This is a genomic window from Dyadobacter arcticus, from assembly GCF_011762185.1.
Taxonomy (GTDB): domain Bacteria; phylum Bacteroidota; class Bacteroidia; order Cytophagales; family Spirosomataceae; genus Dyadobacter; species Dyadobacter arcticus.
Window position 1 is genome coordinate 386004 of record NZ_JAASQJ010000004.1, and the last position, 26439, is coordinate 412442.

Annotated in this window: 23 protein-coding genes; 18 read left to right on the forward strand and 5 right to left on the reverse strand. The window is 44.6% G+C overall.

All coding sequences use genetic code 11. The features are described 5' to 3' along the window. Positions 1-18 precede the first annotated feature (18 nt). On the reverse strand, positions 19-1587 hold the full coding sequence (locus FHS68_RS20465) for a DUF8451 domain-containing protein (RefSeq protein ID WP_167274191.1): 1569 nt from the start codon (positions 1585-1587) through the stop codon (positions 19-21). 377 nt (positions 1588-1964) lie between these two features. Here FHS68_RS20465 and FHS68_RS20470 point away from each other — a divergent pair, with 377 nt between their 5' ends. The 4 genes from FHS68_RS20470 to FHS68_RS20485 all read left to right on the forward strand — a co-directional run bounded on the left by FHS68_RS20470 (position 1965) and on the right by FHS68_RS20485 (position 5245). Continuing rightward, positions 1965-2996 (forward strand): PIN domain-containing protein, encoded by a 1032-nt coding sequence (locus tag FHS68_RS20470; protein WP_167274194.1) that lies wholly within the window; start codon positions 1965-1967, stop codon positions 2994-2996. Between the two features lie 765 nt (positions 2997-3761). Continuing rightward, positions 3762-3977, forward strand: a complete 216-nt coding sequence (locus FHS68_RS20475) for a hypothetical protein (protein ID WP_167274196.1) — start codon at positions 3762-3764, stop codon at positions 3975-3977. Positions 3978-4042: 65 nt separating this feature from the next. Then, positions 4043-4552, forward strand: a complete 510-nt coding sequence (locus FHS68_RS20480; RefSeq protein ID WP_167274199.1) for a DinB family protein — start codon at positions 4043-4045, stop codon at positions 4550-4552. A gap of 93 nt (positions 4553-4645) precedes the next feature. Further along, the gene (locus FHS68_RS20485; protein ID WP_167274202.1) at positions 4646-5245 is read left to right on the forward strand and encodes a 2'-5' RNA ligase family protein; all 600 of its coding nucleotides are present in this window, start codon (positions 4646-4648) and stop codon (positions 5243-5245) included. Positions 5246-5263: 18 nt separating this feature from the next. Here FHS68_RS20485 and FHS68_RS20490 read toward each other — a convergent pair whose 3' ends face one another. After that, complete coding sequence (locus FHS68_RS20490) at positions 5264-5560, reverse strand: hypothetical protein (RefSeq protein WP_167274204.1); 297 nt, start codon at positions 5558-5560, stop codon at positions 5264-5266. Positions 5561-5576: 16 nt separating this feature from the next. After that, positions 5577-5729 carry a hypothetical protein gene (locus tag FHS68_RS20495; protein WP_167274207.1) on the reverse strand — a complete coding sequence of 51 codons (153 nt, stop codon included), beginning with the start codon at positions 5727-5729 and terminating at the stop codon, positions 5577-5579. Positions 5730-5987: 258 nt separating this feature from the next. Between FHS68_RS20495 and FHS68_RS20500 the strand changes: the two genes are divergently transcribed. Then, positions 5988-6584: a 2'-5' RNA ligase family protein gene (locus tag FHS68_RS20500; RefSeq protein WP_229211991.1), complete on the forward strand. Its 597-nt coding sequence runs from the start codon at positions 5988-5990 to the stop codon at positions 6582-6584. Further along, complete coding sequence (locus tag FHS68_RS20505) at positions 6581-7063, forward strand: GyrI-like domain-containing protein (RefSeq protein WP_310588616.1); 483 nt, start codon at positions 6581-6583, stop codon at positions 7061-7063. The genes FHS68_RS20500 and FHS68_RS20505 overlap by 4 nt, the downstream gene beginning before the upstream one ends. On the opposite strand, the gene FHS68_RS20510 is transcribed toward FHS68_RS20505, so the two are convergent. Next, entirely contained in the window at positions 7060-7653 is a 594-nt protein-coding gene (locus FHS68_RS20510) for a 2OG-Fe(II) oxygenase (RefSeq protein ID WP_167274209.1), read from the reverse strand. The genes FHS68_RS20505 and FHS68_RS20510 overlap by 4 nt on opposite strands. Positions 7654-7815: 162 nt before the next feature. On the opposite strand from FHS68_RS20510, the gene FHS68_RS20515 reads away from it, so the two are divergent. Further along, positions 7816-10233, forward strand: coding sequence for a glycoside hydrolase family 9 protein (locus tag FHS68_RS20515; protein WP_167274212.1), 2418 nt, complete (start codon positions 7816-7818; stop codon positions 10231-10233). A 75-nt stretch (positions 10234-10308) separates the two neighbouring features. Beyond that, entirely contained in the window at positions 10309-12600 is a 2292-nt protein-coding gene (locus tag FHS68_RS20520) for a glycoside hydrolase family 32 protein (RefSeq protein ID WP_167274215.1), read from the forward strand. A 4-nt stretch (positions 12601-12604) separates the two neighbouring features. Here the strand turns inward: FHS68_RS20520 and FHS68_RS20525 are convergent, their stop codons facing one another. Beyond that, complete coding sequence (locus FHS68_RS20525) at positions 12605-13240, reverse strand: dioxygenase family protein (RefSeq protein WP_167274217.1); 636 nt, start codon at positions 13238-13240, stop codon at positions 12605-12607. A 386-nt stretch (positions 13241-13626) separates the two neighbouring features. Between FHS68_RS20525 and FHS68_RS20530 the strand changes: the two genes are divergently transcribed. From FHS68_RS20530 to FHS68_RS20575, 10 genes are all read left to right on the forward strand, one after another. Then, positions 13627-13980 carry a response regulator gene (locus FHS68_RS20530; RefSeq protein ID WP_167274220.1) on the forward strand — a complete coding sequence of 118 codons (354 nt, stop codon included), beginning with the start codon at positions 13627-13629 and terminating at the stop codon, positions 13978-13980. A 226-nt stretch (positions 13981-14206) separates the two neighbouring features. Next, entirely contained in the window at positions 14207-15850 is a 1644-nt protein-coding gene (locus tag FHS68_RS20535) for a TldD/PmbA family protein (protein WP_167274222.1), read from the forward strand. A gap of 100 nt (positions 15851-15950) precedes the next feature. Then, entirely contained in the window at positions 15951-17267 is a 1317-nt protein-coding gene (locus tag FHS68_RS20540) for a TldD/PmbA family protein (protein ID WP_167274225.1), read from the forward strand. A gap of 58 nt (positions 17268-17325) precedes the next feature. Continuing rightward, positions 17326-18963 carry a TldD/PmbA family protein gene (locus FHS68_RS20545; RefSeq protein WP_167274228.1) on the forward strand — a complete coding sequence of 546 codons (1638 nt, stop codon included), beginning with the start codon at positions 17326-17328 and terminating at the stop codon, positions 18961-18963. 67 nt (positions 18964-19030) lie between these two features. After that, the gene (locus tag FHS68_RS20550; protein ID WP_167274230.1) at positions 19031-20368 is read left to right on the forward strand and encodes a TldD/PmbA family protein; all 1338 of its coding nucleotides are present in this window, start codon (positions 19031-19033) and stop codon (positions 20366-20368) included. A 22-nt stretch (positions 20369-20390) separates the two neighbouring features. Continuing rightward, positions 20391-21008 carry a DUF4159 domain-containing protein gene (locus FHS68_RS20555; protein ID WP_167274233.1) on the forward strand — a complete coding sequence of 206 codons (618 nt, stop codon included), beginning with the start codon at positions 20391-20393 and terminating at the stop codon, positions 21006-21008. Between the two features lie 210 nt (positions 21009-21218). After that, the gene (locus FHS68_RS20560) at positions 21219-22205 is read left to right on the forward strand and encodes an AAA family ATPase (RefSeq protein WP_167274235.1); all 987 of its coding nucleotides are present in this window, start codon (positions 21219-21221) and stop codon (positions 22203-22205) included. A gap of 13 nt (positions 22206-22218) precedes the next feature. Beyond that, positions 22219-23121, forward strand: coding sequence for a DUF58 domain-containing protein (locus FHS68_RS20565; protein ID WP_167274237.1), 903 nt, complete (start codon positions 22219-22221; stop codon positions 23119-23121). Further along, a complete protein-coding gene (locus FHS68_RS20570; RefSeq protein ID WP_167274240.1) occupies positions 23121-24236 on the forward strand; it encodes a BatA domain-containing protein in 1116 nt (371 codons plus the stop codon). Before FHS68_RS20565 ends, FHS68_RS20570 begins: the two co-directional genes overlap by 1 nt. Then, a complete protein-coding gene (locus FHS68_RS20575) occupies positions 24229-26418 on the forward strand; it encodes a hypothetical protein (protein ID WP_167274242.1) in 2190 nt (729 codons plus the stop codon). Before FHS68_RS20570 ends, FHS68_RS20575 begins: the two co-directional genes overlap by 8 nt. Positions 26419-26439: the final 21 nt, after the last annotated feature.

Consider the following 26439-nt stretch of genomic DNA (forward strand, 5'->3'; position numbering starts at 1 on the left):
TCCCGGTGGCAAGGTGAATCAATTATCATCATCATCAGTAATGCGGTTTTCAAAATACTCTGTGAAGTAATAACCTCCAGTCTTAGGGGGACCTAAAAACCTCAAAATATTTAGCTTGCGTGCTTTGCTAAGCTGGCGTTCAATTGTTTTCTGCGGCTTCCCAAGCCGGATTGCTATTTCACCTGATTTAAGCCCTTCCATCTTATTTACGAGCTCAACTATTCTCATAATTTCAAGTTTATTTGCGTTTTTTAACCGGTCGAAATTTCCATCTCCAATTTCTTTATCAAATAGGCGATTTACAATTTCAATGGACACCGGAGATATCTGTTCATGATCCACTCTACTTTGGGATATCTCACTTACTCCCTCACTTACTCCCTCACTTACTCCCTCACTTACTCCCTCACCATTAAAAACAGGAATAGGAATTTTCATTTTAAAAATATGGCCCTCGAGAAATTCTGGCTTTCTTCTGCCAGCATAGGACTTGGTATGAAAGGCCACGTTCCTTGCTCCTGAACCAAGTTCCTCTGCTCGGCCAAGCTGAATAAAAAACCTGACTATGGTTGGATTCTTTGGAAAAGTTTGTCCCACCAGTAGATCAATCAAACCATCGCCATTCGGTTTGTTTGCATTTTCGGTCTCTACGGAATCCCTACCTATTATAAGCCGACACGGATTAGCGCTGGTATATTCGCGATGTACAATCATGTTCGCTACCACCTCTCGAAAAATGGCAGTTCTCAAACTAATTCGTTGATTACCTTGAAGATGAAACTTATCAGGAAGATGTTTACCAACAAAAGCCAGCAACTGCTCATAGGCCTCAACCAGATTAGTTTGAATGTATGCCCTGTCATCGTATCGAAAGGCATTAGCTATTCTGACTAATGCATCAATCTTGTAATGCGGAACTATATCTGTGATTACTTCGTCTTTGCCGAAAAGCAATGCAGCAGCGAGTGTATATCCTTCTTCACCTGTTTGATAGTCTCGTTTCCAAAGTCCCGCTGATTTCAGAAGTTGAATGTTGTCCAAAGCTAACCATGGATGATCTGCATAATTGCTGCGAATAAGATTCCTCACTTTTGCAAAAAGATCTTGTTTGAAATCCTCAAACTTCAAGTAATGTAGGATAGCGTTTTCACTATAACGCGTATTCTTTCTACTAACAAGTTCTGCGATTTTTTGTGGCTCTCTTATTCTTAAATCGGCGTCTCCGACTCGAAGGTAAACAACGTTTGATAACCTATGCACCTGAGAATCTGCAGGTAACTTTATATGAATAATCCAATGTTCACCAATCATGTATTTGTTCGGAGTAACAACATTTGGCGGATTAATCTTTTGAGGATCATTTGAAAGATTAATCAGGTCTTTGATCATTTTATCTACTTGTTCCGGTAAGATGCCAGTTACTGTGCCTATATCACTTACGCCAAGTAAAATATCTCCGCCTTCGTTGTTCAACATTCCACAAATCGTCTCGAACAAGTTTTTCGGTAGTGCGAACCTGGCTTCCTTAAATTCTAGTTTGGTGCCTTCACCTTGTTTCAATAATGCGTTTATTGTTTCTAGTGCCATTTTGAATAGATATGATATCTCGTCATACATCTCAAATGGGAAATTGTACCGGTTTTTTGCGAGCGTTTACTGAGTGGCTATCCTGTATTATTTTTCGGTCAATTTGTTTTTAGATTCACGCAGCTATCTTGTCTTGTTCACCGGGTTGAAACCCTGGCTTAGGAAATCGGTCATGCTTCTGGCATTTGTTACAACGCAAAGTGCCAGAGGCACGACCGATCTCTCTAGCACCGGGATTCATCCCGGTGAAAAGATAAAAAAGAAAATCCCCAAAAGTGCCAGCGGCACGACCGATACCCATCAAGTAGAAAATCCACAGACCAAGATTATATGAGTGCATCTTGAAATATTTTATTCAAACCTTAAACATTTCAGTTATGCATATCATACTAGATACCAATATCATAAGGCAAGACTGGCGGCAGAATTCAAAACCCTTTAAACGGTTGATCGATTACTCCGTAAAAACTTGGTCGCCAATTGTGCTTCCAGAGATAGTGATGATAGAAATAGGTCGTTTATATGAGAGAGAGGTCGTGAAAGTTTTCTCGAATTTTCGCAATGCTTTTAACGATCTTTTGAAGCTCACAAAGAATCAGCCTGTACAATCTCTTGAAGTTCCCGAATATGGTATCGCGCGGATTGAATATGAACAGTATTTGAAAAGGCGACTTGGCCAATTTGAATTAATACAAATTTCCCCAAGAACCGATGCTTTACCCGACATCATCACACGTTGGAGTGAAAACCGAAAGCCTTTTAACCTTGAAAATGACGCCTTTAGAGATGCTATTATTTGGTCCTCGATTGTTGATTTTGCAAAGAAACATGCTTGGGGTCCAATTATCTTTATTTCCAGTAATGTGTATGATTTTGCAAATTCAAGCCAGGACGATCTGCATTCTGATTTGAAAAATGAAGTCGACATGTTAGGCTTAAAAGTCAAGTTCTTTAAATCCATAGTTCAGTTCAACGAGGTTTACGTTGACCACATGGATTTCCTTAATGAGCATTGGTTAAAGGAAAATATTGATTGGGATTTGCTTAATACAGGCGTGTTGGAAGGCGTGAGTGGAATCCACTGCGGATTCTATTTTGAATATTTTGGTCGAATATTTACGAAAGATTTTGAAGGAAATCTTAATTATGATGTGGTTGAAGCTGCTTATGATGGAACTGCTTCTACATTTGCTGCTGACTGGCATGGCGATGATGAGTATTACGTGTGGATGAATTTAGGAGGAATAGTTGTTATCGATTATTTAATTGATGATGAAGTTGTCATCAGACTCAAAGCATACTTTCATACTGAAGTCAGCATCGAAATTAAGGGAAGGCGGATTGTTAAGTACGAGGCCAATTATTACGAGGAAAATTCTGGTTTGGCACTTTACGTTTTTCCAGATTAATCCTTGTTGGCTGCAAAGCACATAACGTTGACGGCCGCACGGATGCCTACCATATTTGACTTTCGATCAGATAATTTTGAAGAAGTTTTGGAGATTCTTAATCGTGCAAAGTCAGGCGCTGATTTGAAAGTTAGTGAGCTAGCGGCTTTGAAGGCTTGCTTTAATAATTCTCTGGTTGGGACTTCTAAAATCCTACATTTTGTCAATCCTGAAAAGTTTGCGATTAGGGGTAGTAAAGTTTGCAATTATGTTCTACAAAAAGAAAAGCTTAGCAGAGGTATATACAAACCAAAGTATTGTCTGGCATATCTAGAATTTACAGCCAAATATGCGCGTTAGAAGAATTTGATGAACTTCATGATATCATGATTTCAAAAATGGGATACCATATCACGCCTTTTAGAGCAATAGAGTTAGCAATGTTCGGAAGTAGAACTCCCGTGAAAACCCCGCAGTCATTTCTTTGCCTACGAATGTTGCCAGCATTAAGACGAATCCCGCGCCGCCCCTACCGTTAAAAAATTCCCCCTCCCCCAATTTGCATCCCAGCAATTTTCTCCCGAATATGCGTCCTCCAAAAAAGTAGTCTGTATGAAAAATCTTGAAAGTTTTGCCCTGTTATGGTGTGAGGACCGCGAAAGCGCCTCGAGTGATGATTACTTCGCTTGGACACCTTAGGCAGGGCATTTTTTTATCCAGCCATCCAAAAAAGTAATCGTAATGACAAACAAATCAAACTCCCCCGAGTCCTCAGACTCCACATGTATGGCCTACGGTGAAAAGGTCAAAGAATTGTTGAGTGCAAGCTCGCCCGATGCGTGGTGTGATCATCTTTGGGCAATGTACGGCGGATACGTCCTCGCCCAAAAGGAATTGGGGTACAGTGCTGACGCGACGAATGTCTACTGGTCGTTCCGCGATCTGCTGTTTTTCTTTGAAGGGCTCCCGGAGAAAAAAATGAATGAGCGAATGAGTGAATGAGTGAATGACTGAATGAAATTGCTACTCACGTTCCACTTATTTCCTACACTTCAATCACCAACATCATGCTAAACACCATCAAAGACAACCTCTGGACCCAATTCGGCGCCAGCATCGACATGCTAAAAAACGCCATCAATCTTTGGCCGGATGAATATTGGGAAACCGATAAGAGGTTCTTTTACATGACTTACCATACCCTGGTATTTCTGGATTACTACCTAACCATTCCTCCTCCAAACGTATTTTCGTCTCCACTGCCTTTCACGTTTACGGATTGGGAAAATGCTCCTGCGGATGCTATTGACGACATTATACCTGACGAGATTTACAGTAAAGCTGAGCTATTGGATTACCTGCAATCTTGCCGCGAAAAGTGCTATCAGGTCGTTGCCAGCCTCACGCCTGAGAAACTGGAAGAACGTTGGATCGAAGAAGATGGCGATATGGATTACGCGGTGCTGGAAATATTGCTTTACAACATGCGCCACGTTCAGCACCACGCAGCGCAATTGAATTTGCTCTTGCGGCAGAAGATTGATGATGCACCGCGTTGGGTTTCGCGGGCTGAGTGAATGTTTTGGGAATAAATGGGTGTTAAAGCCTAAATTTGCCACGCACAGCAATCCCTGGTAATGTCAATCATCAGTATGTTACAAATTAAACGAATGTCAGAATACACGCTGGTGATCAGCCCTGATCAGCGCGTGACTGGATTAGTGCGAAAATTAAAAAAGCGTCTGCAGGAGCGACTTGGTCGGAATTATGGAAGCGTGAATTCGCTGGGGCACATTACGCTGATCTATTTTTTGGCCCATGACGAAGATTATCCTCTCATTTTGGAAGAGTTTAAGAGGGTATTGGCAGGACTGGCGCCATTTAAGGTTGGCCTTTCGGGATTTGATGCGTTTACTGACCGGCCTGAATGTGTTTTTTATGTTAAACCAGATGATGATTCTGCCGATAGAGTTCTGGCACAATGCAAAGAAATAGGGACCAACTTCAGTAAATTTTTGCGACGGAACTATACGGATAAATGGGACATTGTCGCCAGGAAAAGCCCGCACATGACCGTGGGTCGTGACCTTACCAAATTGGAGATCGAGGAATGCAGAGCGTTATTCACTGAAAGTTTTATCGAATCCTTCCAATGTAACTCATTCGTGATCCATAAACTCAATGAAGAACGAGGACAGTACGATGTCATCGATGCTATTCCGTTGCTGGGCCACGAATATATGGTAGGGCAGCAGATGCGGTTGTTTTGAGATTGAACTATTTACAAATCAAGCGCTTCTTGTTTCGCTCACTTTGTAAATTTTGGCCCTAATCATCCGGATGTTATTGAATTCTTCAATGACCATTGTGTCGTCTGCAGGAATAATACCCCTCTTAATCCAATTGCTCACTGTTTCCGTGTTTTTCACGTCAAAACGTCTGCAATATTCTTTGATGGTCACCCACTCTGTTAAATCCATTACATGGCCTTTTCGGATCAGGACCTCACTGCCAATCTTGATCGCCTCGTCCGCCTCATCCATTAATGTCAGGATTCTGGCTCGGAACTCATCTTTTGTTTCCATATGTTGTTTTTTGTATCTATTCCCGACCTTCCAGTAAATCAATGATTTTGGTCAATTTGCTGACCTGATCAAGAATTTTATCAATTTCATCAGCTGTCAGCCATTTCCAATTATCTCTGAGTCCCTGTTGCAGCGCCGCCCTCAGCATTCGCCATTGAAATAAGTCCATATATTGGATTGTTAAAAATACAATTTGTTATTCAGCATAACAAGTTTTTTTGGAATGACTGTTAAATCAAATCTTACGAGCGAAAAGGTTAATGGTAACAGGATAAAAAATGAGTTTTGAATGAACGGTAGTTCTTATTTATTTTAAGGAAAAAGTAGGTAGGGGAATGTCGGAGGTCCAGTGAGACAAAGGGTCTGGACAATTTTTAAATTCATCGAACCTTTCTCATATTAACTGTCCAAACCAAACCAAAATCTCTTGGAACAATACTCCCTCGCCATCATGCCCGGCCCTGAAATCACCCAGCAAGTGGCGGACATGAAATTGCAATTTCGGACTGCCATTGGTCGCAGCTACGGCAGCGCCAATGCGGAGGCGCATATTTCACTCGACGGCTTTGAGGCAGATGAGAATGATTATCCTTATCTATTGGCCGATTACAGGCGGATTATCTCAGAATTAACGCCGTTTGAAATACAATTTGTGGGCTTCGGTGATTTTGACAAGGGCAATTTCTCGGCTTTTTATATCAATCCTACACAAGAATCTTCCGATGCAATCAGGGAGCGGAGCGGAGCGGTTATGACGTTGTTTGATAAAAAGCTAAAAAAGCAATACACACGAAAATGGGCAGATGAATCGAAAAACCCGCATATGTCAGTTGGGCGACGGCTGACTAGGGAGTGGATATCTTTGGCATATTCGCTGTTTTCGGATTACGAAGCCAGTTTCCTTTGCGACTCGTTCGCAATCAGGAAGTTCAATGAAAAGCGGAGGCAATATGATGTGGTGGATGTGCTTCCGTTGCTCGGGGGAACTACGCCGTTGGTTCAGTTAGATTTGTTTCAGCCGTGAGCCTGATACGTCCAAGGATCGAAACGATATCAGAAAAGAAACTGGTCGGCCAGCGCATGAAAATGTCTCTGGCAGATAATAGAACATTCGAGTTGTGGAGCAGATTTATGCCTCGCAGAAAGGAGATAACGAATAATATTTCGATCGACCTGATTTCCATGCAGGTCTACGAAGAAGATTTCTTTTCGCCACTCGGCATCTTCGAAAAATGGGCTGTCGTAGAGGTTAGTGATTTGGATAACATACCATTTGGCATGGAATCGTTCGTTCTGCCAGCTGGTAAGTATGCGGTGTTTCTTCACAAAGGAGGATCCGAGCGATTTCAGAAAACGTTTAGATGGATTTTTGAAATGTGGTTGCCTGCTTCGGAGTATAAAGTTGACAACCGCCCGCATTTTGAATTGCTTGGAGAGAAGTATAAGAATAATGATCCGGAGTCGGAGGAAGATATTTGGGTCCCGATTAAGGAAAAAGATTAGCCCACCTTCAACCATCCCGTAATACTCAGCCGGGCCTGATTCGTCAGCAACACTTCATGTTCCAATTCACTGCTTTTGAAGAAAATACTTTTTCCAATGGTAGGAGCGATATCCTGTTCGTGATCTCCCTGGTAAATCCGCAACTGGCCGCCGTCTGCTTCCTGCCAATCTGCATTTAAATACGTAATCATAGAATATTGCCGGCTGGGATCGTTGCGGAATTGGTCGAGGTGTTTTTTGTAAAAACTGCCTGCGGGATACAATGCATAATGAAATTCGTAACCCGTAATGCCAGTGTAACAAGTGCTGTTAAGGTAAGTAACAAAACTGTCCATTAAGTCAAAAAACTCATTTTCAAAAGGGTCATTGTGCTTACGGTCAAGCCAATAGATCATATCACCTCGGTACAGTTTGTCGTGGAGTACAATCTTTTCATTCCCGGTCCCTGCCGATTGAAATTGGTTTTTTGTGTACAACGCTAATAGGTTACTTGTCAATTGAGAAGCGAGCTCAGCAGTCAGAAAATTCTCCGCTATCCCAACTTTGTCATCAATGTAGCTATCAATGAGGATATTAAAGGCTTTTTGCAAAAGGTGAAAGGTTGGATTTGCTTATTATCGTGTTCATGAAGATAGCGCTATTAATTGTCAGGCGCGAATCGTAAATTTATTCGATATATTAGTACGAATAAATTCCATCCTTCTCTAAGATTGAACAACCGTTGAATTGTTTATTATTTCAATCTTATAGTTATGCTCAAAATTTACAGAGGTGTATCGACCAAGCACCGTACTTACTGCTTCCTGCTCCTCATTTCAATTATTTCAAAAACAGCCTCAGCCCAGGTAAGTCCATTCATTCAGGTCGATCAGTTTGGATATACTCTTAATGCTGAGAAGGTTGCAGTTTTAGTTAACCCGATTGTGGGTTACAATGCAGCATCATCCTACACCGCGCCTCCGACAGCAACAGTCCGCAACAGCACTACCAATAACATTGTTTTTACTGGACCGGTCACAGTCTGGAATGGTGGCGCAACCCATGATCAGTCGGGCGATCAGGGTTGGTGGTTTGATTTTTCAGCATTTACAGATGTGGGCTCGTACTATATATATGATGCCGTAAATAACCAGCGCTCTGCCGTATTTGACATTGGTGCCAATCCCTACAACAACGTCATGCTGGCGGCCTTCAAAATGTTTTATTATAACCGCTGCAATATGGCGAAGAGCGCTCCCTATGCCCAGCCCAAATGGACGGATTCCAATAATTTCTTGAATGCATTACAGGACTCGCATTGCAGGTATATCTCGACTCCCGGCGATGCTTCGCTGGAAAAAGACCTCTCCGGAGGTTGGTTCGACGCAGGTGATTACAACAAATATGTATCTTTCACGCATAGCCCTATGCATGACCTGCTTTATGCGTACGAGGAAAATCCATCCGTTTTTACCGACCATTTCAACATTCCCGAAAGCAACAATGGTGTGCCCGATTTGCTTGATGAAATAAAATGGGAGCTGGATTGGCTGTTCAAAATGACGAATGCGGATGGAAGTGTCCAGAACAAAATGGGCAGTAGGAATTACAGCGAGAATGTTTCGTCGCCTCCAAGCGCTAACATCAATCCCCGTTACTATGGGCCAACCTGCACTTCGGCCTCGGCTACCATTGCATCCGTTTTCTCCCACGCCTCCATCGTCTATGGAAACCTTCCGGCTTTTGCCACTTATGCTGCTCAATTACAGGCCAAGGCGGCCAGTTGCTTCAACTATGTGTTGCCTTTGTATGCCAATTCTCAATTGCAGACCAATTGCGACGATGGAAGCATTGTAGCGGGCGACGCAGATGTGAATCTGGACCAGCAACGGAATATGCTGGTAATAGCGGCTGTCTATCTTTTCGAAAAAACGGGCGATAATGCATACCACCAGTTCATTATCAATAATTATGTATTAACAACTCCGATAGCTGAAAATTTTTGGGGCGTGAATGCGACCGAGGTGATTGAAGCATTATTGCGGTATACGAAATTGCCCAATGCGGATACCAATGTTAAAAATGCGATTCTTAATGAAGCCCGTCCGGGCGTAGAAGGAGATTGGAACAATTTCTTTGGCTGGAATACGCTGGATCTTTACCGCGCTTACATGCCGGATTGGTCATACCACTGGGGCAGCAACATGTCGAAGGCGGATTATGGGAATCTAAGCAAAACAATGGTCAAGGCCGGACTGGGCGTTGCTGCAACCCAGAACCGTAAAAGCGCCGAGCAGCTGCATTATTTTCATGGGGTTAACCCGCAGGGAATTGTATATTTGTCCAATATGTACCAGTTCGGGGCCGAAAAATCGGTCAATGAAATATACCATACCTGGTTCAATGATGGTACCATTTACGACAATGCACTGACTTCCCCTAACGGTCCTGCGCCCGGATATGTGTCTGGCGGACCAAACTATGATTACAGCATTAACTCGCAAACGCCTCCCTACGGTCAGCCTCGCCAGAAAAGCTATCTGGATTTCAATACGGGCTGGCCGATCAATAGTTGGGAAATTACGGAACCTGCTATTTACTACCAGGCATCTTACGTACGATTGCTGGCCAATTACGCCCTTGCAGTGGAAGACGCGCTGCCTGTAACCCTGGCCGATTTTTACGTAAAACCGCTCGACGACGGAAAAGCGCAGCTCTTTTGGAAAACAACATCAGAAACGAACAACGACCGTTTTGAAATCGAGCGTTCCGTCGATGCGGTCGATTTCAGGCTAATCGGAGAAGTGAAAGGTACCAATGCCGACAGCCAGATCAATCATTACACCTTTACAGATCCCGAATTATCCCAAACCACCGCCTATTACCGGCTCAAACAGGTCGATTTTGATGGAAAATATGCCTATTCGAAAATCGCCGCGATTTACCGATCTGATAGAAAGGGTTTCAAGATCGCGCCCAATCCGGTGACTGATTATCTTGACTTAACATTGCCCGCCGAAGCCTTGCCCGCAAATGTGACTTTGACCAACGTTTCCGGGCAAGTTGTTTTTCAAAAACGATCAAATGCCTCATTCCGCGTTCCGATGAACCAATTGGCTAGTGGCATCTATATTTTGAGTGTATCAAAGGCGGGCGAAAAGGTATTTCATCAAAAAGTTTTCAAAAACTAATACCAGAATAAACAGACTGCATTAGTACAAAAGCGCGCACGCCTACTTTTACTTCAAACCTTTCGTCATTCTGATATGAGTTTGAAGCTCCTATTGCTGGTTTACCTCGGATTTATATTCAATGCATTTGCTCAAAAGAAGGATAATAGCATTGCGGCAGCTCTCCCAGCTGGTCCTGTCGTTCTGTGGCAGTTTTCGGACTTGCAAAGTCTTGGAAATCAGCAGATAACTTTATCCTATGTTGGTGAAAAAACAATATTTAGCGAAATTTCCGACTCTCCTGCCGCTTCACTAAAAAGGGGAGGAGACGGGCGCAGTGTTGCTTTCAATGGAAAAGGTTGGCTTTCAGGTGACGCCAAGTCGGGTAATGTCATTTCTGGTGAAAATTTTACACTTGCATTAAGGGTTAAGCTTTCCAAATCCGGCGGGTTGATCAAAACCAACTTGTGTAGCATTATCCTGCATCCCAGTGGCTTACTGCTTGCGCGGTTGCCTGTCAGCGACAGTGCGGGTACACTTTCCCGCGAGTTTCCGCTCTCATTTCTTGAATTTGATAAATGGTACGACCTCGTTTTAAGGGTTGATCATGGTAAGCTGAATTTCATTGCAGACGGGATTGTGCAGTTTCAGGATCAGTTTTCAGAAAAATTGAAGGTTATTGATGAAGATCCCTTGCTCATTGGTGCCTGGCGCATTGAAGAACCGCCTGGCGCTGCTTTGCCGCAGGCGGCCAAAGATTGGCTTTACGAAAGACCGTTCAAAGGCGAAATCGATCATGTGGCAATATGGAACAGGGTCTTGACCGACGAAGAGATAGCGAAACTTTGTGATGTAAAGGTGATCACGAAGCCTTCGAAAGAAACAGAAGTTCAAAAAACGCTTCGGGCCTATTCGGATTTTCACAATGCCTCCAGATCGAAAAATGTACGGGAAGCAGAAAAATTGGGCCAGGTTATGCGCAAATTCATGGTTACCGATCCGAAACATCCGCTTTACCATCTTTCAGCACCCATGGACGGTCTTTTTGATCCGGCGGGCGCATTTTATCACAAAGGACAATACCACGTTTTTAGTTACCGTAACATCGTAGGCATCCTTGCCAATTCGCCGCTGGCGCATTATGTGAGCAATGATCTGATCCATTGGAAAGATCAACCGATTGCAATCTGGGCAGATAGTGACCTGGACGAAAAGGGCATTTGGCTCGGCAATGTGTTTTATGACGATACCAAAACGCCCACCATGATTTACACCGCTCTTGGCAAAAAAGGGAAAATCGCGGTGATGGCAAAAAGTCATGATGACCTGCTTTCATTTTCGGAGAAAAAGCCGGTTATGACCAATCTCGTGCATCATGATGGACATACCTGGAAGGAAGGAAATACCTGGTACAGCATTACCGTAAAGCAATATTGGGGAAAATTGAATGGCAAAACCGGCGACGGAATCATGCTGCTATCCTCGCCTGACCTTATTAACTGGACAGAGTTAGGGGAGATTTTCAATGTGCCTGCGCATCCAAAACCTGCCGATGCCAATCAGAAAGATGGCCTTGCAGAATTCCCTTATTTATTACCTTTTGGGGATAAACATGTGTTAATGGTCGGGACGCGTCCGGTGCGTTATTGGATCGGGAAGTACGATAAGAATATTCCTGCTTTCATCCCCGACGAGCCGCAGGGAAAGCTTCTCGATTTCCTGAATTATTTCAATTGCTTCAATCCATCCGCCGTCGACTTCAAAGGGCCGGAAGGAGCCGAACGGAGGATCATCATGGCGATGAACATTAACATGATAGGTAATACGGCTGGCATTCCCTGGTACGGCGTGCATGTACTACCACGGATACTGACCCGTGAAGGCGACAGGTTAGTGCAGGAGCCAGTGCCAGAAGCAAAAATGCTAAGAAGTAAACATTACCAGACTGCACCCATAAGGATACATGATGGCAAGTCAGAACCGATCAAAAATGTAAAAGGAGATGCCCTGGAAATCATTGCCGAGTTTCAGCCGGGAAGCGCAAAACTTTTTGGACTTATACTTCGATCTGGATCAGGAAAAAAGGAAGATACCAGGATTACATATGATGTCGCCAAAGACGAGGTTAGGGTAGAAGGTGGCATAAAAATTACGTCACCTTACCCGGAAATAGGTCACTCTATCGCACATTACACTCCTGGCCAAAAAGTAAAGTTTCATTTGTTTCTCGACCGTGCATTATTAGAAGTGTTCGTCAACGGAGAGGCTGGAAGCGCTGTTTTTGAAGGCGCTACCTTGGATTTGCAATATTACGTTTTTAGTGAAGGTGGCGACGCAAAGCTTATTTCGCTTGAAGCATGGGACATGAAACCTGCCTGGGAGCAGTAATTGGTTATTTGGTCGGATAATCCGGAATGTTTTTACCTAAGTAAATATTCCGCTCGCCTTTGAACATACTACCAACATCCACGAGCTTCATGATGATGCCGCTGCCTCCCCGATTTTCCAGCTTATTCCGCTTTTCGGTAGTCAGTAACGGGTCGTCAGAAAAGACGAACTCATCAATGTAGTATTCGTTTAGCCCTGGCTCTTTTAAGGTAATGTGAATGTGGGCGGGTTCTCCGCGGTCAGGGTAGATGCCGGGCCGCAATGTGACGAACTTGTATTCGCCCTTTTCATCGGTTTTTAGCCATGCGCGGATATACCCGTGCCTTTTGGCCCAGCCTTTTTCATCCCCTTTTTTTGGATAAATACCAGCCTCATTGGTGTGATAAACATACAGCACCACATTGGGCGCGGGCGTTTTCCCGTCCGATTTGTATACGATCCCATTAATGCCCAGCGGCTTTTTTCCCTTCCAGGTTACCTCAGGCAATTTTGTGAAACTAGGGAGTTTTTCAAATGGTATTGAATTTTCAAAAATAGCCTCACAACCTTCACAGGGGCCGCCCACTCTCTTTTCGATCGAAAAAGTGAAAACCCAGATCGTTGTCAGCACAAGAATGAATAGGGCACATAGTCTTTTCATCGCATTTGCATTTTGGTTGATAAACAGATTTGTTGTGCGCAAAGAACAGACATTGATGATGAATCGGAAAATAAAATAGACGAACTGCGCGAAAAGTAGATGTGTCGGGTCAGATGGTGTTGCAAATACCTGTTTGGATAAAAAATAATGGCATTCGAGGGTGAAAATAGAGAAAAAAGTAGAAATTTGGATTTGCTCTATGACCGTTAAATAAATTGGGGTTAGTGAATGTGTTTGATTATTAACGGGATATGTTTTTGATTTAGAAAAAAAGGATATTTTAGCAAGACAATTGAGAGAAAATGACTAAGAGTGTCAGCCAATTGTTTTTCGGATTGCCTGCCATAGATTTTAACTCCCCGTAACCCCTACCGAAACCAATGAATATGAGTGTACTCTATGTTGACCATGAAATCAATAATCTGAATTCATTTAAGGCCACTTTCCGCAGGGACGCGACGGTTTATATCGCCAATTCCACTAAGGAAGGATTACAGATCCTGAGCGAGAAGAAAATTGATGTCATTTTTGCCGACCACCAGATGCCCGGCATGACCGGACTGGAATTCCTGAAACTAGCTTCAAGTCAATACCCCGGATCAACCCGTGTATTGCTGACTGGCAATGCCTATACGGATGAATTCAAAATGGCTGCTGATCAGGGATATTTTCATACCTATGTGAACAAGCCCTGGGACGAACATCAGCTCAGACATTTAATCGTTTCTCCTTCGGCTTGAAAAGCGTTTTCTGATTTAACTCTATTTTCCGCCTTTTTCAAATGATTCTTCCTGTCAGACAATGGATGGGCAGACGATTTATGTATAAACTTCTCGAAAAGCTTCCTTCTGATTCTGTGATAAAAAATTGCTTTGCGAATATTTGTTGAAAATATATTGATTACATTGTGAAGTCAATTTCTGACAATTATCCTTCATCCTTTGCCGAAAGGCCAAATCTGAACAAATGAAAAGAAGAGATTTCATGCAAATGTCTGGTATGGGAATAGGCGCTTTAATGCTCCCCTCGGTGCCGGTTATCGGCTGCACCGTTTCCGCCGAACACTTACTGGAACCGTGGATGGACGCTCCCGCCAAGAAGAAGCTCACCGAAATTGCATTGAATGCTGCCAAAAGCAAAGGTGCCACATATACAGACGTCCGGATCGGCAGATACTTACAGCAGTACCTCTTTACACGTGAAAAGCAGGTTCAAAACATTGTTAATGCAGAATCTTATGGCATTGGGATCAGGGTAATTGCCAATGGTACCTGGGGTTTCTCGGCCACCAGCGATGTAACTCCCGATGGTATCGCCAAATGTGCAGCCACAGCGGTTGAAATTGCAAAAGCCAATTCAAAATTTCAGAAAGAGCCTGTTGTATTGGCCGAACAGAAAGGGGTAGGGGACAAAACCTGGAAAACACCTATCGTTAAAAATGCTTTTGAAATCCCCATCCGCGAAAAGATCGATCTTTTGATGAATGTCAATAACAAAGCACTCGACGGCGGGGCAAGCTTTGTGACTTCGAACCTATTTTTTGTCAATGAGCAAAAGTATTTTGCTTCATCCGACGGATCATTCATCGATCAGGATATTCACCGCATCTGGCCCACATTTACCGTAACCGTTACTGATAAAGCTGCGGGCAAATTCAAAACGCGCGACGCCATCAGTTCCCCGATGGGTATGGGTTATGAGTATCTGGATGGTATCGCTGCCGAAAAAATCGCTGGTCCAAACGGGCTGGTAGGTTACCGGAATTCCTACGATATGATCGAGGATGCGGTTACAGCTGCCAAGCAAGCCAAAGAAAAAATAGCTGCCAAAACGGTCCAGGCGGGCAAATACGACCTTGTTCTGGACCCAAACCATTTGGGCTTAACCATCCACGAATCCGTTGGCCACCCGACGGAACTCGACCGTGTGCTGGGTTACGAAGCCAATTACGCGGGTACCAGTTTCGCGACATTGGACAAATGGCAATCTAAAAATTTCGCTTACGGAAGCAAGCTGGTCAACATTGTGGCTGATAAAACGCAGGCGCAAACGCTTGGCGCAGTCGGTTTTGACGATGAAGGCGTGCCTTGTAAGGAATGGGACATTATCAAAGATGGAATCCTGGTCAACTATCAGGCGATCCGCGATCAGGTTAAAATTATTGGTGAGAAAGAATCGCATGGATGCTGTTATGCAGACAACTGGAATTCGGTCCAGTTTCAGCGTATGCCAAACATTTCCCTGAAACCGGCTGCTGAAAAACGCAGTGTGATGGATATGATCAAAGGCGTTGAAAAAGGGATTTACATTATCGGAAGAGGATCTTATTCCATTGATCAGCAGCGCTATAACTTCCAGTTTGGCGGACAGGTTTTTTACGAAATAAAAAACGGGGAGCTTGCAGGCATGCTCGATGATGTCGCTTACCAGTCCAACACCCAGGAATTCTGGAACTCGTGCGCACAACTTTGCGACAAGGACGATTACCGCACATTCGGCTCATTTTTCGACGGCAAAGGCCAACCCGGCCAGGTAAGTGCTGTTTCCCACGGCAGCTCCACGACGCGATTCAATGGGGTGAATGTGATTAATACGGGGAGGAAGATTTAATGTTGAATGAGTGAATGAGTGAATGAGTGAATGAGTCAGCCATGGAACGGGAATGACGATTTTTTTATTCACTCATTCAAACTTCAAAATTTAAAAAACCATGGCAATACTAACCAAAGAAGAGGCAAAGAAGATAATCGATAAGGTGCTGGCATTTTCGAAGGCCGATGAGATTAGTGTCGGGCTTTCCGGGGACCGGAGTGGCAACATCCGGTACGCCCGGAACTCCGTTTCTACCAGCGGCGAGACGACAGATCTTTCGCTTTCGGTTACCTCTGTTTTTGGAAAAAAATCAGGAACAGCTACAATCAATGAATTTGATGATGCCTCATTGGAAAAAACGGTAAGGCGTGCCGAGGAAATCGCGCAGCTGGCTCCTGATAATCCTGAATATATGGCGATGCTGGGGCCTCAGAACTATCAGGAAACCCAAACATTTTCTGAAAGTACCGCAGCAATTAATCCCAATTTCCGTGCACAAGCTGCATTCAACAGCATTGATCCTTGCGTGAAGAAAGACCTTACCGCCGCAGGTTTCTTGCAGGATAGCGCAGGTTTTACTGCAACCGGCAATAATAAGGGACTATTTGGGTACAATAAGTCGACCTCGGTGGATTTTTCCATTACCGTTCGCACAGCCGACGGGAAAGGTTCGGGTTATGCCACGCGGGATTACAATGATGCTTCCAAACTTGATACAAAATCTGCGACAGAGATCGCCATGCAAAAAGCATTGGCATCAGCAAATACCAAAGCATTAGAACCCGGCAAATACACTGTTATACTCGAACCTACTGCCGGCGTGGATTTGCTTCAAAACATGATGCGGAGCATGGATGCGCGGAATGCAGATGAAGGCCGGAGCTTTTTGGGTAAAAAAGGCGGCGGGACAAGGTTAGGTGAAAAACTCTTCGACGAACGTGTCACCATTTACTCAGATCCGATGAACCTGGAAATTCCGAGTTCGTCATTCAGCGGAGATGGCAGGCCTCAGGAAAAAGTAGCCTGGATTGAAAACGGTGTCGTGAAAAACATGTATTACTCTCGTTTTTGGGCTCAAAAACAAGGTGTTAAGGCTACTCCACCACCATCGGGATTTATTTTTCAGGGAGGGACAGAGTCATTGGCCGATCTGATCAAAGGCACGGAGAAAGGAATACTCGTGACCCGGTTCTGGTACATCCGGGCGGTCGATCCTCAAACATTATTATATACCGGACTTACCCGCGATGGTACATTTTATATTGAAAACGGGCAGATCAAATACCCCGTTAAAAATTTCAGGTTCAACGAAAGTCCGGTGATCATGCTCAACAACCTGGAAGCAATTGGTAAGCCGGTACGCGCCAGCGGCAACCTCATTCCGCCATTGAAAATCAGGGACTTCACATTTACGAGTTTGTCCGACGCTGTGTAACGCGTAGTATAGCTTACCTTTCAACCAATCTCATCACGATTAGCAAAACATTTACACCTTGAAAAGAAGAGATTTTGTACAACTGGCTGGATTGGGAACCGGAGCGTTCCTTTTACCCGGTCTCGCAATGGGCAGAATTGTTTCTCCGGAAGCATTTCTCAACCCCGGAGATGATGTCGCTGTTAAGAAAAAACTGGCAGATGCTGCTCTCAACGCCGCCAAATCTAAAGGCGCGTCTTACGCCGATGTTCGGATTGGCCGTTATCTCAATCAATTTGTAATTACCAGGGAGGACAAGGTCCAGAACATTGTCAATACCGAATCTTATGGAGTAGGTGTGAGGGTTATTGCAAATGGTTGCTGGGGTTTCGCTGCGGTAGTAGATGTAAAAAGCGAAGCGCAAATGGCGAAGGCTGCGGAGGATGCAGTCGCCATTGCGAAAGCCAACGCCAAGCTCATGAAGGAACCTGTGCAGCTTGCGCCGCAGAAAGGTTTTGGAGAGGTTAGCTGGAAAGCACCGATCAAGAAAAACGCCTTCGAAGTACCTGTAAAAGAAAAAGCAGACCTGCTGCTTTCCGTGAATGCTGCAGCCATGGCAAATGGGGCTAACTACGTGAATTCCATCCTGTTCCTGGTCAACGAGCAGAAGTATTTTGCTTCTACAGACGGCTCCTACATTGACCAGGACGTTCACAGGATCTGGCCTATTTTCAATATCACTTCTATTGATCCAAAATCCGGGAAGTTCGAAACCAGAAATGCCCTGAGCGCCCCGATGGGCATGGGTTACGACTATCTTCAGGTGAACCCAAAAGACAAGGTTACCGGTGTGACCACCCGTTATAATATGGGTTATGACATGCTGGAAGACGCCACCGCCGGAGCAAAACAAGCCAAAGAAAAACTGACTGCAAAATCTGTTGAAGCTGGAAAATATGACCTGATCCTGGATCCTTCCCATTTGTGGCTAACCATTCACGAATCTGTAGGTCACCCACTGGAACTTGACAGGGTACTCGGATATGAAGCCAATTTTGCTGGAACTTCCTTTGCTACGTTAGACAAATGGCAATCTAAAAATTTCCAGTATGGCAGTAAGCAAGTCAACCTCATTGCCGACAAATTGCAGGTAGGTTCGTTGGGAGCCGTTGGCTGGGACGATGAGGGGGTTAATACTAAGAAATGGGACTTAGTGAAAGACGGCGTGCTGGTGAATTACCAGGCGATCCGCGATCAGGCACATATAATCGGTGAAAAAGAATCGCACGGCTGCTGCTATGCCGATTCGTGGAGTTCGGTGCAGTTCCAGCGTATGCCCAATGTTTCGCTTGCTGCGGGAAAAACACCATTGTCGGTGGACGACATGATCAAAGATGTTAAAAAAGGCATTTACATCATTGGCGACGGTTCATTCTCAATTGACCAGCAACGTTATAACTTCCAGTTTGGCGGGCAATTGTTCTATGAAATCAAGGATGGAAAAATTGCAGGCATGTTGAAAGACGTTGCGTATCAGTCCAATACCCAGGAATTCTGGAATTCTTGTGTACAGGTTTGTGATGATAAGGATTATCGCCTGGGTGGTTCGTTCTTTGATGGAAAGGGTCAGCCTTCGCAGTCGAGCGCTGTTTCGCACGGAAGTTCAACAGCGCGTTTCAACGGAGTGAATGTGATCAATACAGCTAGGAAGATTTAATGAGTGACCCAGTCAAAATTCACTCATTCACTCATTCACAAATTCACTAATTCAAAACTAAAACACCATGTCAATCATATTAACCGAAGCAGAAGCAAAAGCATTATTGCAAAAAGTATTAAAATATTCCAAGGCAGACGAATGTGAAGCGAATATCCTTGGCGAGGAAAGAGGTAACCTGCGCTATGCAAGAAACCAGGTATCCACCAGCGGATCGCTTGTTAACCAAAATTTATCCGTTCAATCGGCTTATGGTAAAAAGGTTGGGGTTGCGACCATTGATGAATTCAGCGATGAATCCATAGAAAGATGCGTGCGCAGATCAGAGGAACTGGCCCAGCTGGCGCCCGAAAATCCAGAGCATGTTGGTGTTTTGGATCCACAGACTTATCAAAAATCAAGTGGGTTTTTTGAGTCAACTGCTGCCGTCAATGCCGATTTTCGTGCAGATGCGGTTATGAAAAGCCTTGAACTTTCCCGCGCTCAAAACCTGACTGCGGCTGGCTTTTTGGAAAATCAGAAGGGTTACACTGCCATGATGAATTCCAAAGGTTTATTCGCATATTACCCAAGCACGAGCGTCAACTTCACATTGACGGTGAGAACGCCTGACGGAAAAGGTTCAGGTTATGTAGCAAGAGGATATAGCGATGTTAAAAAGCTCGACACCGCTGCGGCAACCAAGATTGCCATCCAGAAATCCCTGGGCTCAGTGGAAGCAAAGGCATTGGAGCCGGGCAAATACACGGTGATTTTAGAGCCTACCGCGGCAATCGTGCTTCTTGAAAATATCTATTTCAATTTTGATGCAAGAAGCGCGGACGAAGGCAGGTCATTCCTGAGCAAGCCGGGCGGAAAGACCAAGCTTAATGAAAAAATTGTCGATGAGCGCGTCAATATTTACTCCGATCCATCGAACCCAGACTTGCCGGGGTCTCCTTATTCGGGCGACGGGCAGCCTGTCAACAAGATGAGCTGGATTGAAAAAGGGGTTGTGAAAAACATGGTTTATTCGAGATATTGGGCGCAAAAGAATAATGTGAAGCCAGTGCCTTTTCCTAGCAATGTGATTATGGAAGGCGGGACGGCGACGATGGAAGAAATGATCAAATCGACCAAACAAGGGATTTTGGTTACCAAACTCTGGTATATCCGTGAAGTCGATCCACAAACATTGTTGCTTACGGGCCTTACGCGCGACGGTACATTTTATATTGAAAACGGCGTGATCAAACATCCGATTAAAAACTTCCGTTTCAATGAAAGTCCGGTTATTATGTTGAATAACCTGGAAACATTGGGCAAACCGGAAAGAGTGGTAAGTACAGAATCGGACCGGAATTACTTAATTCCGCCTATGAAAATCAGAGAATTCACATTTTCATCACTTTCCGACGCGGTTTAGGTTGATGGGTTGATAGGGAAGCATGAAACCATTTTTCTTTACAAGACTTCAATACACTTCTGGAAATTGGGATACAGACCAGCGGATGCCGTCCAACCTGCTGCATTCGCTGGTCGAGTACACCACCGTACCCATCGACGAGAAGGAAAAAGTAGTTCAGCTCAACAGCAATGAAATATTTAAAAGCCCATTCTGCTATCTGAGCGGTCACAAGCTGGTTGAATTTTCTTCTCAGGAACGGGACCATTTCAGGAGATATGTCCAAAATGGCGGTTTCGTTTTTGTCGACGATTGCAATCATGATATCGACGGACTTTTTGCCAAATCCTTTGAACAGGAAATGGAACGCACGTTTGGGGCGAAGGCATTAAAAAAGATCCCGAACAACCACCCAATTTACAATTGCTTCTTCAAATTTGAAGACGGCCCGCCAACCACAACTTTCGAGCTAAACGGCTGGGGCGACGACCTTGTGCACGATTATTTGAAAGCAGTTATCATCAACGGCCGGATCGGGGTATTGTACAGCAACAAAGATTACGGCTGCGAATGGGATTACGACTTCCGCAACAAACGATTCCTGGCAGTTGATAACACAAGGTTCGGGGTCAATATCGTGATGTATGCGTTGACGGCGTAGAAAGGTTCGGGGGTGGTCAGGAATTAGCGTTCGGCTATTTGTTATGCTTTTGTCTTTTTTAGTCATTTATTGTTAAAAATGTTATTCTGAGCCTAGTTTGTCACCCTGAGCGGAGTCGAAGGGCGTTACTCATATCAGCAACGCCCCTTCGACTCCGCTCAGGGTGACAGGAGTTCAGGATGACAAAGTCATATAAAAAATATTCACTGCTTGGAAACAACCGACACAACCCATTATAAAACCCTCGTCGCCAAGCTACCGCTTCTCAAAAATGAAATTGCCAAGGTGATTGTTGGGCAGCAGGAGGCAATTGACGAGATATTGATTTCTTTGCTGGCGTCCGGGCATTGTCTGTTGGAAGGCGTGCCGGGTTTGGCGAAAACCTTGATGGTCAAAACCATGTCGGAGGCGCTGCATATGAGTTTTAAGAGGATCCAGTTTACGCCGGACTTAATGCCTGGCGATATTGTGGGCACTGAAATCCTGGAAGAAGATCACGAAACCGGGAAGAAGTTTTTCAAATTCAACAAGGGCCCGCTGTTTGCCAATGTGGTTTTGGCCGATGAAATTAACCGGACGCCTCCGAAAACACAGGCTGCATTACTCGAAGCCATGCAGGAAAAAAGCGTTACTTATGGCGGAACGAACTACGAACTTCCCACGCCTTTTTTAATCATTGCAACCCAAAACCCAATCGAGCAGGCTGGAACCTATCCATTGCCAGAAGCGCAGTTAGATCGGTTTTTGCTTTATATCAAACTAAGTTATCCCGACGAACAGGAAGAACTGAACATACTAAAAGGTACCACCGGCTCATTCCGCCCGCAAATCGACCGCATCCTTTCTGATATTGAAATTGGTGACCTGCAAAAGCTGACGAGACAGGTACATATCAGCGATGAACTGATTGTATGGATCAATAAACTAGTCCGCGCTTCGCGACCTGAGGGAAGTCCATCCGATTTTGTAAAAGAATGGTGTGACTGGGGAGCGGGCCCGCGCGCGGGCCAGGCGCTGGTACTTTGCGCAAAGGCCCGGGCTGTCATGAATGAACGTTTTTCGGTTGTTCCGGAGGATATCCATACGCTCGCTTACCCAGTCTTACGGCACCGCATTGCCATGAATTTCAGGGCCGAAGCTGAAAATATTACGACGGACCAGGTGATAGGCGAGTTGTTGCGGGCCGTGAAGCCTTAAATACAGACAAAACATGCCAAAAACCACCGGGCTTCTTGCTTCCCATCTCATAAAATTGAAAAACCTGCAACTGACCGGCAAGCTGGTGAGTGAGGAGTTGATGTTGGGTATACATGGGAGCAAGCGTTCGGGAATCGGGGTTGAGTTTGAACAATACCGGCATTACCAGCCTGGCGATGACCCGAAACGAATTGACTGGAAGCTATTTGCGCGGACTGACAAGCATTTAATCCGTGAATCTTCAACAGAAAGTGACCGACAGATCCGCTTCGTGCTCGATTTGAGCGGCTCGATGAATTACGTTGAGAATGGGGTCAGCCGCTTGCAGTATGCGCAGATATTGCTCGCCTCCCTGGCCTATCTGTGTTACATTCAAAATGATCAGATGAGTTTGTATACTTTAAAAGACGGCGAAGTCCAGACTTTGAGTTCGACCGGGTCAGTTTCTTCAGGTAGGCAGGCATTTCAAAAGATATTGGTAGGACTTGAAAAAACAGTTGCAGGCGGCCAGTGGGTTAATGTGGCAGAGACATTGCTTAAATTCCCGGAACTCCAGACCAAAAAGAAAGAACAATTGATCTTCGTCAGCGACTTTTTGCAGGTCGACGATGAATGGCTGAAACTGATCCGATCCCTTGCCAATCCGCATCGGGAAATTGTCATTTTTCAGATTTTAGGTGATCAGGAAGTTAGCTTTAACCTAAAAGGATTTTACAGGTTCATGGACCTGGAAACAGGCCGGGAAATTGAGCTGGATGCAGAATCGGTCAAAGAAAGGTTCAGGGATTCGATGGAATTGTATCTGACAGGTTTGAAAGAACAATTGCAAATACCGCACGTGCATCTGGTTTCTGCGCGCATGAGTGACCCAATCGGGATGATATTGAAGACATTTTTAACAAAACGAAAAGGATAATGGAATTTCTGCAATCTTCCTGGCTTTGGGGAATAGCGGCGGTAACAATTCCGGTGATCATCCATTTCTGGAATCAGAAAAAGGGCAAGACCATCCAATGGGCTGCCTCGCGCTGGCTTCTGGACAAAACAACATTGAACCATCGCAGCATTCGGTTGCATGAGATTCCGCTGATGCTCATCAGATGTTTGCTGGTAACATTACTTGCATTGATACTGAGCAAGCCACTTATCAATTGGCTCACCAATTCAGCCCCAAAACAAACAATCCACCTGGTCCAGCCAGAACAGACTTTGGTCAGCAACTTTCGCTTTGAACTCGAAACGGCATTGAAAAAGGGCGAAAAAGTATATTGGATTGGCCCGGAAGTGAGAGCGGCAGACGATCTTTTGAATGTCCCTGATTGCAAAGAATGTGGAGCATATATGCAGCAGACGATCAATCAGTTAGTAGGTATTGGCCAGAATTTAAGACTATACATTCACGCAGGCCGATCTCAGGCGAATCAAGTGAAAATTTATGTTCCAGGTCATTTTGAGCTGTATCCGTTTGCAGATTCCGCGGGGGAAAAGCGGGAGCCTTTGCAATTTCTCAGGGACAGGAAATTGACGGTCTTATTGCGATATCGAAATAATACGGAGCAAAAAACGGTCTATGCAGGTTTGCAGGCTTTGACTGATGTTTACCAAATTCCTTTCAAAATTGATATGATTGCAAATGCTGGCGAAAAATATGATTGGATACTGACCGACAGCGTTGACAATGACATTAACCTGCAGGCATTGTATGTTTTATCTGGAAAAAATAAAAGAGCGGAACTCCCGGGCAATGTGTACCAGATACCAGATTCTCTGCGGTTATCTTCTTCTGAACTGGTTGCGAACGGCAGGTTACCAGAGTGGATGGGAGATATTTTGTTAAATCATTATAATATTGGAAATGATGATATGCCATTGAGCAACAGACAATTGAAAGCATTATTTATCCAAACAAAGCCTATCCAGGAAACAAAAGCGGATCAAATACTGAAATGGCTATTGCTAATGTTCGTTTTGACAGTGCTTTTGGAACGCTGGATGTCGTTAAGAAAAAATACAACAACTGCGTATGCTTAGATTAGAAAAACTGGTCAGTAATGTTACCAATCAGCTTTATGTCACCGACGCGATCCGGTGCATTTTGCTGGCAGGATCGACTTATCTGTTGGCGGCTGTTTTTTCTCAATTATTATCCGTTCCAGCAGCGCTTTTCGGACTGGCAACAGGGATTTTTATCACAAGAATTTACCAAAAGAAGAGGCCGAAAGCCATCAGTCTCATTCATCGCTATTCTGGCGAAACGGAATATAGTCTGCATTTGCTGGAAAAAGAGGAATTGAACATTGCGGAAAGAATGCAGCTTGAAAGAATAGCCGATCGGGACGCAGTTTTTCCATTCCGAAAGTTGTACACGGACATCGGCTGGTACTCTATTTTGTTGATGCTATCTTTTGCTTTTTATTGGTTTTATCCAAAATTTCAAACGACTTCGCAAGAATCTTCAAATGCAGTGTCAGAAACAGGCATAACATTAAGGAAAAAGGATCCGCTGGTTCCGCCTGTTTTCCAATCTGCGGAGGTAACTATTCAGCCGCCTGGTTATACGAATCTACCAAAACGACAATCGGACGACTTGAATGTCAGCGCCATTTACGGCGCAGTCATCAGCTGGAGTGTCAGCTTTGATGATCATGATAAGCTGGCCGTAAAGCTGGCCAATAGTCGGGGCGAGGAAGTAGCTTTCAAGAAAGTGAAAACAAAATTCAATTATAGCGACCGCCTGACCGGCTCCGGATTGTATTCCATCAAAGCATATTGGAATGATTCATTGATCTATCAGTCAGACTTTTACAAGCTGGAAGCGATACCTGATCTTGCCCCAAAAATAGAGCCGGCTTCAAAGGAATTGTATCAATATCATCATCTGAAAGACAGCAAAACCATTCAAGTATCAGCAAAGATTTCCGATGATTTTCAGGTGAAGCAGGCATTTATTGTGGCGACCGTCGCACGGGGTTCGGGAGAGAATGTGAAGTTTCGGGAAGTAAAGCTGCCATTGTCTGGCAATTTCAAGCAGGCGAATCTTGAAAAAAGCATTAACCTGAACGCGCTTAATTTCGCCCCTGGCGACGAGCTTTACTATTATTGGGCAGCCGTGGATAACAAGCAGCCGGAGGCGAATTTTAGCAAATCAGACACTTATTTTCTGGTGTATAAAGACACCTCGCAGGTGGAGGAAGCGGAGCTCGCTACGATGGCCGTGAACATGATGCCAGAGTATTTCCGCAGCCAGCGACAGATTATTATCGACACAGAAAAATTGATTGTCAGACGGAAAAAGCTTCCCAAGCAAGAGTTTAATTCGATTTCCAATGAAATTGGTTTTGACCAAAAAGTGCTCCGGTTACGCTATGGGCAATATTTGGGGGAAGAATTTGAGACCAGCATTGGCGGTGCGGAGGCCGGAGGCGACGTGGTCGATGCTTTCACGCATCATTCGGATGGGACTGGGGAGGGGGCAGAGCAGAGAACGGCCGAGCCTACCGAGGCCCAACCAGAACACCATGATCATGGAAATGCCCAGAAAGTAGAGGAAGCGAAAGATCCGCTGGCGGCTTTGATGGAACAGTACACGCATGCCCATGATAATGCCGAGACCAATACTTTTTACGAACAATCCACCAGAAGTCTGCTAAAAATGGCATTGGAACAAATGTGGCAGTCGGAGTTGCATCTCCGCATGTACGAGCCTGAAAAAGCATTGCCTTTTGAGAATAAAGCATTGGAATATCTTAAATCCGCCCAGCGAAAAGCAAGAGCTTATGTCAAAAAGAGCGGCTATGATCCGCCTCCGATCAAAGAGCAGGAGAAAAGGCTGACAGGAGAAATGAAGGAGCTGGCGACCAACCTGGATTCAAAAAAAGTATTGGATTCGAAACGAACTCAACAGCTTGCAGCTGAGGTGCTTGGGTTTCTTGATTATAAAATATTAAATAAAAACCAGCAGGCGCGGCTGCAACAATCGGGATCGGCATTAAGCCAACGGCTTATCGAGAGCGGACCATTTAACGGCGGTTTGCAGAATTGGCCAGTGATTGCATTATTACAAAAGGTTGTAAGCGGTAAATCCCTGAGTACGGAAGAAAAATTATTATTGAAAACCGAATTGTATCCATTTTCTGTGCAATCGGTGCTGAGCAGGCAAAGCTATTCGAGCGACACGAAACTGGAACAGGCGTTCCGGAAAGAACTCCGCTGACGTGAAATTGAACAAATACGA

Excerpts from the sequence above, each read along its gene's own strand:
- FHS68_RS20465 (WP_167274191.1), bottom strand. The coding sequence starts at position 1,587 with ATGGCACTAGAAACAATAAACGCATTATTGAAACAAGGTGAAGGCACC.
- FHS68_RS20470 (WP_167274194.1), top strand. The coding sequence starts at position 1,965 with ATGCATATCATACTAGATACCAATATCATAAGGCAAGACTGGCGGCAG.
- FHS68_RS20475 (WP_167274196.1), top strand. The coding sequence starts at position 3,762 with ATGGCCTACGGTGAAAAGGTCAAAGAATTGTTGAGTGCAAGCTCGCCC.
- FHS68_RS20480 (WP_167274199.1), top strand. The coding sequence starts at position 4,043 with ATGCTAAACACCATCAAAGACAACCTCTGGACCCAATTCGGCGCCAGC.
- FHS68_RS20485 (WP_167274202.1), top strand. The coding sequence starts at position 4,646 with ATGTCAGAATACACGCTGGTGATCAGCCCTGATCAGCGCGTGACTGGA.
- FHS68_RS20490 (WP_167274204.1), bottom strand. The coding sequence starts at position 5,560 with ATGGAAACAAAAGATGAGTTCCGAGCCAGAATCCTGACATTAATGGAT.
- FHS68_RS20495 (WP_167274207.1), bottom strand. The coding sequence starts at position 5,729 with ATGGACTTATTTCAATGGCGAATGCTGAGGGCGGCGCTGCAACAGGGA.
- FHS68_RS20515 (WP_167274212.1), top strand. The coding sequence starts at position 7,816 with ATGCTCAAAATTTACAGAGGTGTATCGACCAAGCACCGTACTTACTGC.
- FHS68_RS20520 (WP_167274215.1), top strand. The coding sequence starts at position 10,309 with ATGAGTTTGAAGCTCCTATTGCTGGTTTACCTCGGATTTATATTCAAT.
- FHS68_RS20525 (WP_167274217.1), bottom strand. The coding sequence starts at position 13,240 with ATGAAAAGACTATGTGCCCTATTCATTCTTGTGCTGACAACGATCTGG.
- FHS68_RS20530 (WP_167274220.1), top strand. The coding sequence starts at position 13,627 with ATGAGTGTACTCTATGTTGACCATGAAATCAATAATCTGAATTCATTT.
- FHS68_RS20535 (WP_167274222.1), top strand. The coding sequence starts at position 14,207 with ATGAAAAGAAGAGATTTCATGCAAATGTCTGGTATGGGAATAGGCGCT.
- FHS68_RS20540 (WP_167274225.1), top strand. The coding sequence starts at position 15,951 with ATGGCAATACTAACCAAAGAAGAGGCAAAGAAGATAATCGATAAGGTG.
- FHS68_RS20550 (WP_167274230.1), top strand. The coding sequence starts at position 19,031 with ATGTCAATCATATTAACCGAAGCAGAAGCAAAAGCATTATTGCAAAAA.
- FHS68_RS20555 (WP_167274233.1), top strand. The coding sequence starts at position 20,391 with ATGAAACCATTTTTCTTTACAAGACTTCAATACACTTCTGGAAATTGG.
- FHS68_RS20565 (WP_167274237.1), top strand. The coding sequence starts at position 22,219 with ATGCCAAAAACCACCGGGCTTCTTGCTTCCCATCTCATAAAATTGAAA.
- FHS68_RS20570 (WP_167274240.1), top strand. The coding sequence starts at position 23,121 with ATGGAATTTCTGCAATCTTCCTGGCTTTGGGGAATAGCGGCGGTAACA.
- FHS68_RS20575 (WP_167274242.1), top strand. The coding sequence starts at position 24,229 with ATGCTTAGATTAGAAAAACTGGTCAGTAATGTTACCAATCAGCTTTAT.